16 protein-coding genes are annotated in these 17,513 nt (G+C 44.6%); 3 read left to right on the top strand and 13 right to left on the bottom strand.

Annotation, left to right across the window (positions count from 1 at the left end):
* Positions 1-10: 10 nt before the first annotated feature.
* From AABM38_RS03265 to AABM38_RS03255, 3 genes are read right to left on the bottom strand one after another with little or no spacing between them, the layout of a single operon-like run.
* Positions 11-745: an amino acid ABC transporter ATP-binding protein gene (locus tag AABM38_RS03265; protein WP_423409114.1), complete on the bottom strand. Its 735-nt coding sequence runs from the start codon at positions 743-745 to the stop codon at positions 11-13.
* 24 nt (positions 746-769) lie between these two features.
* Positions 770-1,471: an amino acid ABC transporter permease gene (locus AABM38_RS03260; protein ID WP_423409113.1), complete on the bottom strand. Its 702-nt coding sequence runs from the start codon at positions 1,469-1,471 to the stop codon at positions 770-772.
* A complete protein-coding gene (locus AABM38_RS03255) occupies positions 1,458-2,285 on the bottom strand; it encodes an amino acid ABC transporter substrate-binding protein (protein ID WP_423409112.1) in 828 nt (275 codons plus the stop codon). Before AABM38_RS03255 ends, AABM38_RS03260 begins: the two co-directional genes overlap by 14 nt.
* 277 nt (positions 2,286-2,562) lie before the next feature.
* Between AABM38_RS03255 and AABM38_RS03250 the strand changes: the two genes are divergently transcribed.
* Positions 2,563-3,006 carry a hypothetical protein gene (locus AABM38_RS03250; RefSeq protein WP_423409111.1) on the top strand — a complete coding sequence of 148 codons (444 nt, stop codon included), beginning with the start codon at positions 2,563-2,565 and terminating at the stop codon, positions 3,004-3,006.
* A 12-nt stretch (positions 3,007-3,018) separates the two neighbouring features.
* On the top strand, positions 3,019-5,445 hold the full coding sequence (locus tag AABM38_RS03245; RefSeq protein WP_423409110.1) for a molybdopterin-dependent oxidoreductase: 2,427 nt from the start codon (positions 3,019-3,021) through the stop codon (positions 5,443-5,445).
* Between the two features lie 161 nt (positions 5,446-5,606).
* Here AABM38_RS03245 and AABM38_RS03240 read toward each other — a convergent pair whose 3' ends face one another.
* The 10 genes from AABM38_RS03240 to AABM38_RS03195 form a co-directional block, all read right to left on the bottom strand.
* A complete protein-coding gene (locus AABM38_RS03240; protein WP_423409109.1) occupies positions 5,607-6,605 on the bottom strand; it encodes a histidinol phosphate phosphatase domain-containing protein in 999 nt (332 codons plus the stop codon).
* Positions 6,595-7,398, bottom strand: coding sequence for a DeoR/GlpR family DNA-binding transcription regulator (locus AABM38_RS03235; RefSeq protein WP_423409108.1), 804 nt, complete (start codon positions 7,396-7,398; stop codon positions 6,595-6,597). Before AABM38_RS03235 ends, AABM38_RS03240 begins: the two co-directional genes overlap by 11 nt.
* On the bottom strand, positions 7,395-8,396 hold the full coding sequence (locus AABM38_RS03230) for an ABC transporter ATP-binding protein (protein WP_423409107.1): 1,002 nt from the start codon (positions 8,394-8,396) through the stop codon (positions 7,395-7,397). The genes AABM38_RS03235 and AABM38_RS03230 overlap by 4 nt, the downstream gene beginning before the upstream one ends.
* A gap of 1 nt (position 8,397) precedes the next feature.
* Positions 8,398-9,177 (bottom strand): ABC transporter permease, encoded by a 780-nt coding sequence (locus tag AABM38_RS03225; protein WP_423410635.1) that lies wholly within the window; start codon positions 9,175-9,177, stop codon positions 8,398-8,400.
* Positions 9,178-9,179: 2 nt separating this feature from the next.
* Positions 9,180-10,025, bottom strand: coding sequence for an ABC transporter permease (locus tag AABM38_RS03220; protein ID WP_423409106.1), 846 nt, complete (start codon positions 10,023-10,025; stop codon positions 9,180-9,182).
* Positions 10,026-10,197: 172 nt separating this feature from the next.
* Positions 10,198-11,028, bottom strand: a complete 831-nt coding sequence (locus AABM38_RS03215; protein WP_423409105.1) for an alkaline phosphatase family protein — start codon at positions 11,026-11,028, stop codon at positions 10,198-10,200.
* Positions 11,018-12,112: an ABC transporter substrate-binding protein gene (locus AABM38_RS03210; RefSeq protein WP_423409104.1), complete on the bottom strand. Its 1,095-nt coding sequence runs from the start codon at positions 12,110-12,112 to the stop codon at positions 11,018-11,020. The genes AABM38_RS03215 and AABM38_RS03210 overlap by 11 nt, the downstream gene beginning before the upstream one ends.
* A 1,256-nt stretch (positions 12,113-13,368) precedes the next feature.
* Complete coding sequence (locus tag AABM38_RS03205) at positions 13,369-14,115, bottom strand: amino acid ABC transporter ATP-binding protein (RefSeq protein WP_423409103.1); 747 nt, start codon at positions 14,113-14,115, stop codon at positions 13,369-13,371.
* A 15-nt stretch (positions 14,116-14,130) separates the two neighbouring features.
* A complete protein-coding gene (locus tag AABM38_RS03200; RefSeq protein ID WP_423409102.1) occupies positions 14,131-14,790 on the bottom strand; it encodes an amino acid ABC transporter permease in 660 nt (219 codons plus the stop codon).
* A 60-nt stretch (positions 14,791-14,850) separates the two neighbouring features.
* Positions 14,851-15,633, bottom strand: coding sequence for an amino acid ABC transporter substrate-binding protein (locus AABM38_RS03195; protein WP_423409101.1), 783 nt, complete (start codon positions 15,631-15,633; stop codon positions 14,851-14,853).
* 263 nt (positions 15,634-15,896) lie between these two features.
* Between AABM38_RS03195 and AABM38_RS03190 the strand changes: the two genes are divergently transcribed.
* On the top strand, positions 15,897-17,498 hold the full coding sequence (locus AABM38_RS03190; RefSeq protein ID WP_423409100.1) for a copper resistance CopC/CopD family protein: 1,602 nt from the start codon (positions 15,897-15,899) through the stop codon (positions 17,496-17,498).
* Positions 17,499-17,513 lie beyond the last annotated feature (15 nt).

The raw sequence follows: 17,513 nt of genomic DNA, 5'->3' as shown, positions 1-17,513 counted from the left end.
CCATGCTTCCTTACTGGATCATACGCAGAAATTGTTTTGTCCGTTCGGCTTTTGGATTGGTGAAGATTTCTTCGGGTTTTCCGCGTTCGACGATGACGCCGCCGTCCATGAAGATGACTTCATCGGCTGCTTCTTTTGCAAAGCGCATTTCATGGGTGACGACGACCATGGTCATGCCCTCGTTGGCGAGATTTTTCATGACCTTCAATACCTCGCCAATCAGTTCTGGATCCAGGGCAGATGTTGGCTCGTCGAACAGCATGACTTCTGGTTCCATCGCAAGCGCCCTCGCAATCCCAACTCGCTGCTGCTGGCCTCCTGATAGCTGGAACGGGTAATAATCCTTTTTGTCGGAGAGCCCGACTTTCTCAAGGAAGTATTCCGCTTTCTGGCGCGCCTTGAGCTTCGGCTCTTTTTTTACCGTAACCGGCCCTTCCATCACATTCTCCAGCGCCGTCATATGCGGGAACAGGTTATACCCTTGAAAAACCATCCCTGTCAGGCGGCGGAAGGAGGAAACAGCTTTTGGCGCAGCCTTTGCCGAAAAGTCCATTCTCTGTTCGCCAATTGTGATTCTGCCTTCTGTAGGTGTTTCAAGGACATTCAGGCAGCGGAGAAACGTGGTTTTACCAGATCCGGATGGGCCAATAATGACGACGACCTTCCCTTTCTCGATATCCAGGTCAATTCCTTTTAAAACTTCCAGCTGGTCGAATGATTTTTTTAAGCCATTAATTGATATCATGAAGATCCTCCTTTCCTCTCTGGTTTACCTTGATACATACCGGTCCAGCCTAGATTCGATTCTTCCCTGGGCGATGGAAAGGATGAAACAGATCACCCAGTAAATGAGTGCGGCTTCCGTGTAGAGTAAAAGGAATTCATAATTCGTGGTAGCAATTTCCTGCGCCCGGCGGAACATTTCTGTTAAAAGAATCATTGATGCAAGAGATGTATCTTTTACAAGACTAATAAACGTATTCGATAATGGCGGGATGGACACCCTTGTTGCCTGTGGAAAAATAATTCTTCTCAGCACCTGCCTGCTGCTCATGCCGATGGAATAGCCCGCTTCCCATTGCCCTTTCGGAATCGATAGGATCGCAGCCCTGATGATTTCAGACGCATACGCCCCTACATTCAGGCTGAAGCCGATGATTGCGGACGGCCATGGATCGATCACGATTCCGATGGTCGGCAAACCATAGAACAGGATGAATAGCTGTACAAGCAACGGTGTTCCACGAATCGCTGATACGTATACCCTGGCAATGATCTGCAGGATTTTTACATCCGATATCCGCGCAAGTGCCGTCAGAATGGCCAGCCCCAAACCGCACACGAATGAAATCAGCGTTAACGGGATGGTGTAAAAAATAGCCCCCTGCAGGAGGGGGACCAATGAATTTTGGGCAATTTCCGTCAGCCTCGCCAATTTTTCCGGGTCGGCAAAGATATTATTCAAGTACATTTTCACCAAACCACTTCTTGGAGATTTTGTCATACGTACCGTCAGAGATCATATCAGCAAGAGCGCCGTTTACAGCTTCAACAAGTGTTTCGCTGTCTTTCCTGAACATCAAGCCGCTCTTTGAAGCATCTTCGCTTTCTGCAACGATTTTAACCTTCGCATCTGGCTTTGCCTTCTTAAAATCAAGGAAAGAAAGGTTGTCATTAATCGTAACATCGGCACGCTTAGACATAATCAACTCAATCGCCTGGTTGAAGCCTTCCACCCCAACGATTTCTGCGCCATTATCTTTCGCCATAGTCGCATAGTTGCTCGTCATCGATTGTGCTGCTTTTTTACCCTTCAAATCTTCAAAGCCCTTGATGTCAGTATTGTCCTCGTGAGCGATCAGAACTCCTGTAGATGTAATATACGGGTTAGAGAACGCATACTTTTCTTCACGTTCAGGCTTGATTCCTACCTGGTTGGCAATCATATCAAAACGCTTTGCATCAAGGCCGGCAAACATCGCATCCCATTGAGTTTCCTTGAAGTCAGCCTTAACACCAAGTCTCTTGGCTACTTCCTTCGCAATCTCAACATCAAAGCCTGTCAGTTCTCCGCTCTCATCATGGAAAGTGAACGGCGGGTATGTGCCCTCTGTCCCAACAAGAAGCTTTCCTTCCTTTTCAATCTTTGCAAGAACAGCATTTTCCTTATCAGAAGCATCCTTCCCTTGAGGAACGTCATCCTTCTTGCTTTCCTGCGTTCCGCAGCCTGCGACAAGCAGAACAGCAGACAATATCAACACTAAAAGAAATGATAATTTCTTCATTTAACATCCTCCTAAATTTCAACCATAATTTGCAGTTAATTTCCCACAAAAACAGCCTTTTTATCAGTAAATCGGAAAAAGAAAATTTAATTCCGAGTTTTCCAATGAGATTAATTTATCATCACACATCGAGTAAGTCAATCACAAAGTTTCAGGAACACGGGGACGGTTCTTTTGTTTCACTCAAGTTTTCAATTGAAACATGAGAACCGTCCCCATGAATTCATCTCGTTTATACAAAAATCATTAAGGGAATTGATGATAAGGAGAAGAATTTTTGAAAGCGGGTGCGAAGATGTCCAAGCTTGAGCGTTTGTTTTCGGATGTTTTGAGCCAAACAGATACGGTGCTTGATGGTGTGAATCAATACGAACATCCTTTACTGGCCAGATTAAAAGCCATATTAACAGAGCAAAGAGCCACACTTGAAAAGCTTTTGCCAGAATTACGAGATGAAGAAAACGCAAAGCTGTCTGTAATCAGAGAATGGATCAGTATTGTGTATCATGATCATGAGATTGCAATGCCAACGTTCGAAGCATGGAAACGTGCTGTGAATTGGATGAAGCTCCCTGCAAAGGATGTAGCTTCTGACTTGGAACCATTATTTAAAAAGATGAAAGAAAATCTCGAAGAGGCTGCCCTTGAATTGGAGAATATTTACGGAGCGGAAGATATAAAGTTCGTCGTACCGTCCTTTTATATCCCGACGCTTCGCTAGGAGGGATCGGACATGGCTTGGCAAAATGAAAGAATTGACATGAATGTTTACAGTCAGGGGGAAGTCGATAAGTGGGTTTATAGCACCTGCAACATTTGTTCAGTAGGTTGCGGCTGCTACACTGCTGTAAAAGATGGAAAAATAGTCGGTATTAAAGGAAACGGAGACCATCCGACCAATCGTGGAAGACTGGGGCCTAAAGGGGAAAACCAGTGGTACGCCAATAACAGTACGGACAGGCTGACAACACCGTTGATCAGGGATGCTGATGGAAAGCTGAAACCTGCCTCCTGGGATGAAGCCATGAATCTGATCGCCGAAAAGGCAAAGGCATCAATAAAGGAAAAAGGAACGAACAGCATCGCGATTTACTCTACTGGACAGGGTTTTATGGAAGATTACTATTCAATCGCAAAAATTGGACGAGCAGGGCTGCAGACGCATTTACTTGATGCCAATACGAGACTTTGTACAGCGACAACTGAGTTTTGTCTGCTGCAATCATTTGGTGCAGATGGCACCCCTGCTTCTTTTGATGATATAGATGAAACCGATACGTTAATGCTGTTCGGTCATAATGTAGCCGAGACGGGTACGGTTTTATTTGAGAGAATCATGGAGCGGAAGCAAAAGACCGGCAAGCCTTATTTGATCGTTGTCGATCCACGAAAAACGTTAACAGCGAAGGAAGCGGACCTTCATCTTCAGCTTTATCCAGGCACCAATGTCGCATTGTTAAATGGGCTGGTAAACGAAATTTTAAAAAGTAGAAACGTAGATGAGGAGTTTATCAGCAACCATACAATTGGCTTCGAAGAAATGGAGGCTTCAGTAGCCGATTGGAACCTCGATAAAACTTCGAAGGTGACGGGAATTTCGATTGAAACGCTTGAAAAAGCTGCACACCAATTAGGAACAACAGCTTCCTTAGTCTCCACCACTCTCCAGGGAACGTTCCAAAGTGCTGATGCTACAACAGCATGCGTTGGTATCAATAATTTACATTTAATACGCGGTTTAATTGGCAAGCCGGGATCTGGTCCCCTTCATATGGCCGGGCAGCCGAGCTCGTCAGCAAACCGGACAGCTGGAGGAGTTGGAACCTACCCTGCTCAGCGCAACCATTCAAATCCAAAACATATTCGAGAGATCGCTGAACTATGGAATGTTGATATGATGACCCTGCCAGTCGGGCCGGAAAAAGGAATTGAAGAGCAAATTTCGATGATTGAAAAAGGAGAGATAGGCTTATTCTGGAATATTGGCACAAACTCCATGGTTTCCCTGCCAAACCGACAGCGTGCCAGAAAAGCGATGGAGAATACCTTCGTCGTCGTCCAGGATCCATTTTTAACAGAAACGACTGCCGTTGCAGATGTGGTGCTGCCTGCAGCATTGTGGGGTGAAAAAGAAGGGACGATGGAGAACGCAGACCGTACGATCAACATTGTCAGAAAGGCTGTCGAACCGCCCGAAGGTGTAAAGTCCGATTTTGATATCCTGCTTGATTTTGCCAGAAGGATGGATTTTAAAGATAAAGATGGCAACCCGCTCATCACTTACACCACACCTGAAGAATGTTTCGAGGAATTTAAAAGGGTTTCCAAGGGACGTCCTTGCGACATAACAGGAATGTCTTATGATCGGCTTGAAAAGGAACGAGGGCTTCGCTGGCCGGTTAAAGATGAACAATCTAAAGGGACACCAAGGCTTTATGCTGATTTTAACTTCTCGACAACAGTGGATTATACACAAAGCTTCGGAAAGGATCAGTTTACAGGCCGTGCTTTGACAAAGGAAGAATTTGAACAGAAGAATGCAAACGGTAGAGCCATACTCCATCCAACCCATTACTTGGAGCCTGCTGAACAGCCTAATGATGAATATCCAATTTGGCTGACAACGGGCCGGCTTGTATGGCATTGGCATACCCGGACGAAAACCGCCCGCTCCCCTCACCTTCACGTAGCAGCGCAGCACGGCTACGTGGAAATCAATACGGAGGATGCAAAAGCATTATCGATTGTCCAAGGGGAGACCGTCAAAGTCTCTTCACCAAGGGGATGGATCCAGGTTCCCGCCCGAGTTGGAGACTCCGTCCAAAAAGGATTAGTGTTCGTTCCCTTCCACTTTGGAAGCTGGGAGAAAAAAGAGGCGGCAAACGAGCTGACCGCTGATTTCACAGACCCGCTATCCAAACAACCAGTGTTCAAGCAATCAGCCTGTAAAATAGAAAAAATCCGCCAGGAGCATAAAGTGGATGACGGCGAGTCACTCGAATACATTGCCGAACAATACGGTTTGTCCGTTACCGATTTAAAAGAAGCAAACAGCCTCACAAACGATTACCAAATCTCCATGGGGCAAACGCTAGAAATACCATTATCCATCATAAATGTCCCGATTCCGCCTTACATGCCCTACCGGGAGAAAATATAAAATCGTGATTTTGCCGGCAGGTTCCTTTCTTCTGCCGGCTTTTTTATATAGTCACCTACGTGTTTATAGTTGAAACATGGGGACGGTTCTTTTGTTTCACTCTAGTTTTCATATGAAACATGAGAACCGTCCCCATGTTCGCACCCCATGTTCGCCTTGTTTCATCCGAGGGGTTTCATGGTTCGCTGCTTGTTTTGGAAGGTGGCGATTTTGGTGATTCCTTTTTGCAGCAGGGTGTTGGTGTTTTGGTCGATGTATGCGCCGATGTCGTCGGGGAAGTGGGAGTCGGATGATGTGGTGAATGGGACTCCTGCTTCTATTAATACGTCTAGAAACTTAGGGCTTGGGCACATTTCTTGTACGGGATATCGATAGTATAGGCCTGCGTTGATTTCCGTTGCAGTGTCGGTTTCTACGAGCGCTTGTGCGATTTTTTCGTAGAGCGGCATTAGCAATGCTTCGTCTGGGCGGTAATTGAATACTTTCAGGTTATCGAGATGTGCCACGAATTGAAAGATTCCGCTCCGGATCATTTCTTCTACTACTTTGAAAAAATTTTTATATAAATCTGCCAGATTGTAATTTTCAAATTGCTCTTTCGTCTCTGGATTGTCAAATCCCCAGCCATAGATATAGTGTACAGAGCCGATGACGTAATCCCATTCGAATTTTCCAAGGAGCTGCTTCAGCTCTTCATCGCTTCCGGGAAAATAATCTGCCTCGATCCCGAGCCTCAGGGTGATCCCTTCCTCTGCCCATCGCGGCTTGGCTTCATTTATCGCTGCCACAAAATCGGCCATCGATTCTGTCATGACCTGATCAAGCCAGACCTGCTGCTTCCGGCCAATTTCTGTATCGCTCAAATCCAGGTATTTCTCAAAATAGGCTCGCGTTTCTTTAAAACGGTAAAGGTGATCCACGATTCCTACCTCGCTCAGTCCCTTCCGCTTGGCCTCTTCCAAATAGAGATCCAGCCATGCGGCATCATAGGCACCATTTTGCATTCGTTTTGCCAAACGTTCCATGCTTTTCTCCAGCCATGGGAGAGTATGCTTTTCTTCATCCAGCGGCTCGAAATGGTCTAAAGCCTGGTTCGTGCGGTCAAGCCATCTTAGTGAATAAGGACCTTCTTCTAGATGTAAATGATAGTCAACCTTCATGCTGTTCGCCACCTCTCGCTGTAATCCATTGGAGCATGGTGTCCAAATCTTTTTCTTTCCATGATGCAGGCATTTCCTGATTGCAAATGACATAGTCGACAGTTGTTAATGGACAGATTTTATAAAAGGACTGATGGTCGATCTTAGACGCATCGGAAAGCAGGAAGACCTGGTTTGCCCGTTCGACCATGGAAGCTGAAACGATGCATTCTTCAAAATCAAAATCGCTCACGTCTGTGATTGTCATTCCCCCACAGGACAGGAAGACTTTATCAAAACGGAAGGAATCGAGCATCTTGCAGGTCAATGAACCAACAATCGATTTTTGCTCGGGGATGGTAACGCCGCCGAGTACGATGACCTTGCCGTCAAATTCTTTGTTTTCTAAACGGTGATTCAAAATTTCTGCAGCCGCGAGAGAATTGGTCACGATGGTGACTCCCTGCACGTCTGAAATCGCATCTGCCAGATGGACCGTCGTCGTCCCGACATCCATCATGATGGTATCTCCATCCTTGATGAACTCCGCTGCTTTTCGGCCGATCGCCATTTTTTCCGCGGTCCTGACACTCATTTTCTTTGAAAAATGGGGTTCGTCCTTTGTCTGATGAAACCTGACAGCTCCGCCATGGACTCGCTGCAGTTTCTTCTCTTTTTCAAGAATATCGAGATCCCTTCTGATTGTTTCAGGGGTGACCCCAAGCTCAGCCGCAAGGGAAGCGACAAGGATTTTCTTCTTTTTTTCCAGCTGGCCTAAAATGTAGTCGTGGCGTTCCGTTGACAAGAGGTTCATGTCAGTGGAATCACATCCTTTTTATCAATATAAAGCGTCTTGATGGCTCCCTCCTGCACAACCTCATCCGTTTTGTGCAAATGTTCTGCTGTTACAGCAACACCGTGGGAAACAAGTTCATAACGGGTCACATTTCCGAGCATCATGACCTTTTCAATTTTACCAGAAATTTCGTAGCCGCCTTCAATGATTTCTCCTCTGAGGGCTTCAGGACGGACCGCATACAGGCTATTCGTGAACTCGCTGCCCTGTGTCACCGACGCAAGTTCATCCCCTTTTAAAACGTTGTAGTTACCGATGAACCTTGCGACAAACTCATTGGCAGGCTTTGTATAAATCTCATGCGGCGTTCCGCTCTGGGCAATACGTCCGCCGTTTAAAATATAGATCCTGTCACTGACGGCCATTGCTTCCTCCTGGTCATGGGTGACAAGCACAGTGGTCATGTTCAATTCACGCTGGATGGATTTCAGCTGTTTTTGCAGATTTTTACGGATTTGGGCATCAAGGGCGCTCAACGGCTCATCAAGGAGCAGCACCTTCGGCTCGGTGACGAGTGAACGTGCTAATGCCACACGCTGCTGCTGGCCGCCTGACAATTGCCTTGGATAGGAGGCTTCCTTACCGGATAGGCCCACCAGCTCAACCATGCGCCCTACTTTTTGCTGGATTGTATGTTTATCGAGCTTTTTCATTTTCAGTCCAAAGGCAATGTTTTCCGCAACGGTCATATTCGGAAAAAGCGCATAGGATTGGAACACCATCCCGATTTGCCGGTCCTTCGCCTTCAGGTTTGTCACATCGTTCCCATCGATCTTAATGGCTCCGTCCTCTGGATGAATCAAGCCTGCCAGGGTGCGCAATAGTGTACTTTTACCGCATCCGCTTGGGCCGAGCAACGTTACAAATTCTCCCTCGTTAAAAGAAAGGCTAAGATCGTGCAGTACGGTTTGCCCATTGAATGCTTTACTGATGTTTTCAATACTTACATAACTCATATCACACCGTCTCCTTTTTTGAGGAAGTTAATTTTATAATCACGATCGAAAGAACGCTGATCAAGATAAAATAGCAGACGACAATCGCACTGGCAATATGCCCGCTCTCATTTAGCTTTTTGTATAAATACACCTGTACCGTCTCAAAGCTTCCGCCGACAAGCAGGTTCACGAGCACAAACTCTCCGAACAAAATCGAGAAGGAAAGCAGCGCGGAGACGAGAACACCTGGCATGATGTTTGGCAGGATAACGTTTTTAAAAGCCGACAGCTGGCTTGCTCCTAACAGCTCTGCCGCCTCCATAAGCGATACCGCATGAATATTCCTCAAGCTGTTCCGTGTTCCCTGATACATATAAGGAAGAATGCCGACAAAATAGGCCCCTACCGTAACCAGCACCATTGAGATTCCGCTGTTTGAATAAGCTCTGATCAAGCCGACTGCAATGATGACGCCGGGCATTGCATACGTCAGGACAATCAAGGCCTGAATGAACTTCTCGAGCCGAGGTGCGTACACAACAATCGAGAAAATCGCCGGTACCATGATGACAAGTGAAAGTGCCGTCGCACCAACAGAAAGGATAAGTGACCTGCCCATGGACTCAACGAAAGCCGGGTCTCCAAATAGTTCAGCATACCAGTGGAAGGTGAATCCTTCCGGTAAAACGGTCTTATTCCATTTAGTCGAAACGGAGTAAACGAGTGTTCCAAGGAGCGGCACCAGCAAATAGAGAAGGACTGCTCCAATCGTCAGGTAATGGAAAAATGGTCTTTTCATTTTCACGATAAATCCCTCCGAACCTTGCTTGTTAACCACTCATTGATCAGCATCGCAGCGACAAGCGTCAATCCTAGCAATACTGCAATCGCGCTGCCAAGCTCAGGCTTCGCAAAAATATCGCCAGCTGTCAATGCACCGATTCGAATCGTCACAAGATTATATGTGCTGCCCGTCAAGGCATAGGCAGAAGCATAAGCGCCCATCGCATTGGCAAACAGGATGCTGAATGTACCGGCAATGCTCGGCATGATCACCGGAATGCCAATCTTCAGCCAGAACTGCAGAGTGTTCGCTCCGAGCAGGGAGGCCGCTTCCTTCCATTGCGCCTGGATTCCCTGGTAAACCGGGAACAGGAGCATAACAGCAAGCGGCAGCTGGAAATAGATATAAATCAGCACGAGGCCCGACCAGGAATAAACGTTAAATGAACTTAGCGTTTCCCAGCCTAAATGCTTGAACAACAAGGTGAACAATCCGCTGTTCCCTAAAAGGACAATAAAGGCAAACGCTAGCGGGATCCCCGCAAAATTGGAAGTCAGGTTTGCAAAGGTCAGCACCCGGTTTTGGATTTCCCCCGAAAACATCGTAATCGAATAAGTAGCAAAGACTGCAAACAGAATCGCAATCAAGCTTGATACTAACGAAATCAAAATACTATTTTTAAATGCCTGATGGTAGTAGGCATCCTGAAAAATCACAGCATATTGACTGAATGAAAACCCTGTTCCTCCATCCGCCTGAAAGCTTCCATAAATCATGAACACTAACGGAACAAATAAAAATAGTACGATCAGGAGGAGAAACGGAATGAGACTAGCCAAAAGCATTCCATTTACTTTTCTCAATTGAAAAACCCCTTTGTGTGAATGATCCGATCCTTATAAGAAAATAGCCTTTTTATAGACAACACTCTTTTTTAGACTCACTCTTTCTAAGACAATAGTTTTTTTGACAACTATCTTTTTAAGACAAAAGGTTTTTTAAGACAACAGCCTTTTTAAGACAAAAAGGTGCCTTCTAAGAAGACACCTTTTTTAAATTTGGCAAGGACAATTTTTGCATCGCCTCAGATGGCTGTATGCCCAGCAGCTCGCAAGCTAATGGCGCAATCTGCAGCTGAGGGATTTCTTCCTCATACATACCGGGCTCAAGCTTATCACTGACAATGAATAATGGTACATCGCGGTCAGCCGTCGTCGTTCCTCCGTGCTGTCCGTCATCATTCATCCCATGATCCGCGGTTACGATTATTTGATAACCTGCTTCCATCCATTTCGGCAGCACGCTCGCCAGCACGATATCCGCAGCGATCGCCCGATTCCGGTATTCTTTTGAATCCGCCGTAAACTTGTGCCCATCATCATCGATATTCATCGAGTGGACATACAGGAAGTCCGGGTTGTATCGATTTAATAGAAAGTGAGCATCTGAGAATAGATGCGAATCTGGATAATGATCTTCCCAATAAAACATCCCATTCTGGATCGGTTTGTCCGTTTCTAATTGGACACGGTCTGTCATTTTATTGAACGGAGCACTGTTGTACAGCTCACTGACCCAGTAATAAGAAGCCGTTGCGTTCTTCAGCCCATTTTTGCTTGTCAGATGGAAGATGCTTTCTTCATGTGACAGACGAACGGTCTGGTTGGTTGTAATGCCATTTCGATACACAGGTGTCCCAGTCAGTAACACCTCGTAAAGCGGACGAGAAAGGCTCGGCAGTTCGGATTTTACCTTGAACCTTGACGCTTTTCCCATTTCGATCAGATGGTGCATATATCCCATTTGGGAGGCTGCGGTATCAAACCGCAGTCCATCCAGCATGATAAAAGCAAGTTTATTTGACATTCATTAACACCTTCTGCTGCCATAGTTGCATAAGCTGTGACATTCCCTCGTCCCATGCCTTGCTGTCCTCGACTGGTTTTGCATTATTGTACATATCACTTGGAAGCAGTTTCGCCTTTGCATCTTCCGGAAGCTTCACATTTTCACGGATTGGGCGCGCATATCCTCGAGCAAGGTTTGCTTGTCCTTCATCAGATAAAATGTACTCACGTGCAAGCATTGCCGCATGTGGGTGCTTTGCGTTTTTGTTGATCACAGTTGCATAGCCTGAAACAACAGAAGCTTCTTCAGGAATGACGACATCAAAGCGGTCCTTATCAATTTGATCGCGGTATCCCAATGCATTGAAATCCCAAACAACCGCTACATCAACCTCACCTTTTTCGAGTGCCGTCAATTTGATATCATTCGTTTGCAGGCGGCCTTGCTTTGCCAGTTTTTCAAAATAATCCACACCTGGCTGGATATTCTTTTCATCTCCGCCGTTTGCATAAGCTGCTGCCAGTACCCCGAATTGTGCCTGGCTCGCTTTTAACACATCGCCAATGGCAACCTTATAATCACCGTTTTCAATGTCCTTCCATGATTTTGGAGGGTTTTTTACATTGTTTTTATCAGTAATGAAAGCGATGGTTCCTGTGTAGCCAATGATCCAGTTTCCATCCTTATCCTTGGCCCAATCAGGAATGTCATCCCAATGAGATGTTTTATATGGAAGGGTCAGCCCCTTTTCCGCCGCTAATGGGCCGAATGACGCGCCAACATCACCAATATCGGCTGTAGCATTTTCTTTTTCTGATTCAAACTTTGCCAGCTCTTCTGCACTGGACATATCTGTATCTGTATGTTTGATTCCATATTTTGAATTTAGATCTTCCCAAGTACCTTTCCAGTTTGCCCATGAATCTGGCATGCCCACTGAGTTGACTTCACCTTCAGCTTTAGCGTTCTTTGTGATGTCTTCAAGTGAAAGGTTGCTAGACACCGCTGCATTTGTCTTTTCCTCACCTTTGGAACAGCCGGTAAACAGTGAAACAGATAATATGCCTGCTGCAGCAATCTTTATCATTGAACTCTTTTTCATCAGAACATGCCTCCTGAGTTTGTTTTTGTTTGTTTTGTTTTGTTTTACAAGACTAATGATATAAAACAAAGGTAAAGGAGGTATTAATCAAACGTAAGGTTATTATTAAGAGAATGTAAAGCTTAGGTTTATAGGTATCACGCGGTTTTATTTGTCATCCCTTTGGCTTCACTGTTTTCCGATATGAATTCCCATCGACCTGATTGAAATAATTTTGGGTTGGTTTTTCTTCGGAGTTGTTTCAATGACTTTTATTGATACAGCGGGAGGGATTTTTTGTTCTTTCATTGTTCCAATTACCTCTATTGGAACATCGGGATGGTCTTTTTCAGCCTTTCATTGTTCCAATGGCCTCTATTGGAACATCCGGAGCAGCTTTTTCGCCCTTTCATTGTTCCAATTACCTCTATTGGAACATCGGGATGGTCTTTTTCAGCCTTTCATTGTTCCAATGACCCCTATTGGAACATCGGGATGGTCTTTTTCAGCCTTTCATTGTTCCAATGGCCTCTATTGGAACATCGGGATGGTCTTTTTCAGCCTTTCATTGTTCCAATGGCCTCTATTGGAACATCGGGACCAGCCTTTTCGATCTTTCATTGTTCCAATGACCCCTATTGGAACATCGAGAGATTCTTTTTCGCCCTTTCATTGTTCCAATGACCTCTATTGGAACATCGGGACCAGCTTTTTCGATCTTTCATTGTTCCAATGACCTCTATTGGAACATCGGGAGCAGCTTTTTCGACCTTTCATTGTTCCAATGACCTCTATTGGAACATCAGGATGGCCTTTTTCAGCCTTTCATTGTTCCAATGACCTCTATTGGAACATCGGGATGGATTTTTTCAGCCTTTCATTGTTCCAATGACCCCTATTGGAACATCGGGATGGTCTTTTTCAGCCTTTCATTGTTCCAATGGCCTCTATTGGAACATCCGGAGCAGCTTTTTCGACCTTTCATTGTTCCAATGACCTTTTTCCAAACAACCTTTTATGATTTTTGACTTTTGAATTGTTCTAAGTAGGATTATTGAAGAATAGCAGATACTGATTTTCATATAAATTGTTCTAATTACATCTCAGATAACCACTCTTGGACTTTTTCCGCTCTGAATAGTCATGAGCCACCACCCACACCATTACCACTCGCAGTTACAAAATGAAGTATTCGACTCACCATAAAAAAAGGAACACAAGAACCGTCCCCATGTACAAAAAAGAGCTTAATCCGCATATGGATTAAGCTCTTGGTTCTATTTGTAACTTTTATTTAAAAAGGCTTTTGTGCGTTCGTTCTTAGGATTCGTGAACAACTCGGATGGGTGGCCGGATTCGATGATTTCGCCGTTGTCCATGAAGACGACTCGGTCGGCTACTTCTCGGGCGAAGCCCATTTCATGGGTGACGACGACCATGGTCATTTGCTCTTCTGCCAAGTCTTTCATGACCTGCAGGACTTCGCCTGTCAGTTCGGGATCCAGTGCGGACGTTGGCTCGTCGAACAAGAGGATTTCGGGATTCATCATCAGTGCTCTTGCAATGGCTACCCTTTGTTTTTGTCCGCCAGACAGGTTGGCAGGATAGGCACCTGCCCATTTCGTCAGGCCGATTTTATCTAAAAGATCTGCGCTGCGCTCCTGGATAACAGCAGCTGGCTCTTTCTTGACCAGGCGAGGCGGCAGTTCCAGGTTTTCTTTGACGGTCAAATGCGGGAATAGATTGAAGTGCTGGAAGACCATCCCCATTTTCGAGGTGATTCTCTTCAAATCCTGCGGCTTGGCGTACAGGCCATTGTTGACCAAGTACTCATCAGAGACTTTGATTGTCCCGCCATTTATTTCCTCAAGGTGCACCAGACTGCGGAGCATCGTGCTCTTCCCTGAACCTGAGGGCCCGATGACTGCTACCACTTCATTTTTTTCTACATTAAACGTTATATTTTTCAGGACTTCGAGTGTCCCAAATGACTTCTTAAGGTTGGATACTTCTATGATTGCCATCTTAACCAATCCTTCTTATTCAAATTTGAAACGTCGTTCAATCCATCTAAATACCAATGTTAAAACAAGCGTCATCATCAGATAGATTACACCTGCGACGAAAAACGGCACGATCGTGAAATCGCGGTTTACAGCTGTTTGCGCAAAGTGCAGCAATTCCGGCACGGCTACTGCGTAAAGCAAGGCTGTGTCTTTTACGAGAGTCACGGATTCATTTGCCACTGCCGGTAGTGCGACACGGAACATTTGCGGCAAAATGATTTTCGTTGTCGTCTGCCATTTACTCAACCCAAGCACTTTGGATGCCTCGTATTGTCCTTTATCAATGGCAAGAAGCCCGCCGCGGAAAATCTCCGCAAAGTAAGCAGCATAGTTCAGGACAAAACCTAGGCTGGCAGCGACAAATCTGTCGAGAACAAAATATTCACCAATGACCGGAAGCATCGGAAGCCCGAAGGTAATAAATAATAATTGCAATAACAGAGGGGTTCCCCTCATCACGTATATATAGGCTTGAGCCAGCCATGATAAAGGCTTTAAGTCGCTTTTAACAGCAAGCGTCAGAAGGAATCCGAGAGGGATCGACAAAACAATCGCGATCACAAACAACAGGACGGTCATCTGCGCCCCTTCAAGCATTGGCCCAAGTATGGATGTAATGTAATCAAAAGACATAGAAAGATTCCTCCAAAAACAAAACAGGCTTCCTGCTGGAAACCCTGCTTTGCCTTATATTTACTTCAATACTTTATCTTCACCGAACCATTTTTCAGAGATCTTAGCTGCTGTTCCATCTTCATTCATTTCATCAAGCGCTTTTTGAAGATTTTCAAGTAATTCTTCGTTTCCTTTTTTAACACCAATACCGTATTCTTCAGGAGCAAGAGATTCATCAAGAACCTTGAAAGATTCCTTCTCTTTCGTCATGTAATAGTCGATGACGATTTCATCGATGATTACGGCATCAATTCTGCCGCTCTTCAAGTCTGATAGAGCTTGTACATTGTCAGAGAACTCCGTCACGGTTTTGACCTTTTCTTTTACAGGAGAAGCGTCAAGCGCGTCTGAAGCGGAAGAAAGAGATTGCAAGCCGACAACCTTGCCTTCTAAATCATCAAGTTTAGCAAGCTTTGAATCAGCAAGTGTCACAACTACCTGTGCATTTTTCAAGTAAGGCTTTGTGAAAAGCACCTTTTTCTTACGTTCATCTGTGATAGTGTACCCGTTCCAGATCAAGTCAATCCTGCCGCTGCTAAGCTCAGCTTCTTTTGTCTGCCAGTCGATTGGCTGGAATTTCACTTCTTTCCCCATTTTTTCTGCTGCAGCACGAGCATAGTCAATATCAAAACCGACAATCTCGTTATCTTTATCGCGGAATCCCATTGGAGCAAATTTATCATCGATTCCGATTACAAGTGCTTTATCGTCGCTGTTCTCTTTTTCAGAAGAATTCGAGCAGCCTGTAAAAATCGCCAATACTGATGCTAGTAAAATAAGCATCGTCGCAAAACGTTTCATCTATGATGACCACCTTTTAATATTTTTATAGAACACTTTAGTACGTTACCATATTAGCATATTATCACGCTATCACATTATAACACCAGAATATTGCTTATTTCAATATGATATTTTAATAAAATAATCGGAGATGCTATGGAAGTTTATTCCCCTACTGGACCAGTAAAATTAGCGCGGGCCTGATTTTGCCATAAATGTTTCATTGATTCTTTAAAGCTATAAATGATACACTCTAGGGTATGTGGATTTTAAAGAGGTAGGTGATATTTATCGTTAGCAAGCGAACTGCCATAAGAAATCTTTTCATTATATGTTCTCTATTTTTCATTTTCATGGTGCCGCAAGAAGTTTTTGCCCATGCATCGCTAAAGATGGCTGAGCCTGCCCCGGATAGTGAATTAAAAGCCCCGCCGAAGGAAATAGTTCTGTCATTCGATGAAAGACTTGAAAACGAACTCTTTTCAATTAAGGTTTTTAATGAAAATGGGGAAAGAGTCGGGAAACGAAAACCGGAGATGAGTAAAGATCAAAAATCGATAAAGCAATCTTTGCCTGATCTGCCTGACGGAAATTATGTCATATCCTATAGTGTCATTTCAGCGGATGGTCATCCGGTTAAGAGTTCTTATGTCGTTTCAATAGGGCAAAAAACAGTTTTAAAAAGAGATATTAACCAACTTGTTTTAGAAAAACAAGAGAGTTCAGCAGCGGTTAATGTTTTTACGTCGTTGGTAAGAATTCTTTTTTACATTGCATTAATCATGACGACTGGCTGGATTGTATGGGGGACCATACATAATTTAGAAAAGGACGAAATCAAGTCCACTTTTAGACAGAGGGCCTTACATTTACAAATTGCGCTGTTCATAACCACCGTTGGACTGGGATTTGTACAATTGTCAGAAATACTTGATCACTGGACACTGACCGAAATCAGGTCGATTTTAACAGGCACAACAGTCGGGATTTCTTTAGTCGCCACTGTGCTATTATCTCTAGCAGGGTTTCCACTCCTGCTTCGTTTCAAAGCGGTTGATCTAGTGTGGGTAATGATGATCCTGACGGCAAAGAGTTTTAACGGACATGCTGCAGCCTTTGAACCGGAAATCCGCTCGATGTCGCTTCAATTGGATGTCGTCCATTTACTTGCAGCCGCCATATGGGCAGGAGGTCTGCTGTATATCCTAACCTACTGGAAAAAGCAGAGGGAACACGTTAGACAATTCCTTCCATTCTTTTCGCAGGTTGCCTTAATCAGTATCCTGATCCTGATTGTAACGGGAATAGCTTACACGTTAATCTTCTTGCCGCAGCTGAATTATCTGCTCCATGCACTATGGGGAAAATTGCTTTTGGTTAAAATCGCCTTAGTTCTGCTTGTTTTCGTCATTGGCGCACTTTTACGCAACACGATGAAAAAGAAAAAAGAAGATCCGGTCGGCAGCTTGGTCAAAATCGATTTTAGTGTGATGATCATCATTTTAGGAATTGTTGGTGTCTTAACGCACTTGAATCCACTTCCGGAAAACGAACCATTGGAATGGAAAAATCAAGATCATAACATTGATTTTACAACGTCGATCTCACCCAAGACACCTGGGTACAATCATTTCAAAGTCACAGCAAATTCGCATAAAGAAAAAATTGAGATTAAACGGATCGAGCTGTTCCTAATCTATAAAGACAACACGGAAATCGAACCGATTCAAGTGCCTTTTACCGATATCGACCCGTCAAAGAATGTTCAATACAAGATCAATGGTACCTATCTGCCGCTGGAAGGAAATTGGACTGCCGAACTTAGAATTGTAGATTCAGACGACAATGAGAAGGTATTCCATAAGGATTTCATTGTTTATTAAAATGAAAATATAGGA

Source organism: Heyndrickxia sp. MSNUG (assembly GCF_049532715.1).
GTDB lineage: Bacteria > Bacillota > Bacilli > Bacillales > Cytobacillaceae > Mesobacillus.
This window is presented reverse-complemented; position numbering and strand designations above follow the sequence as displayed.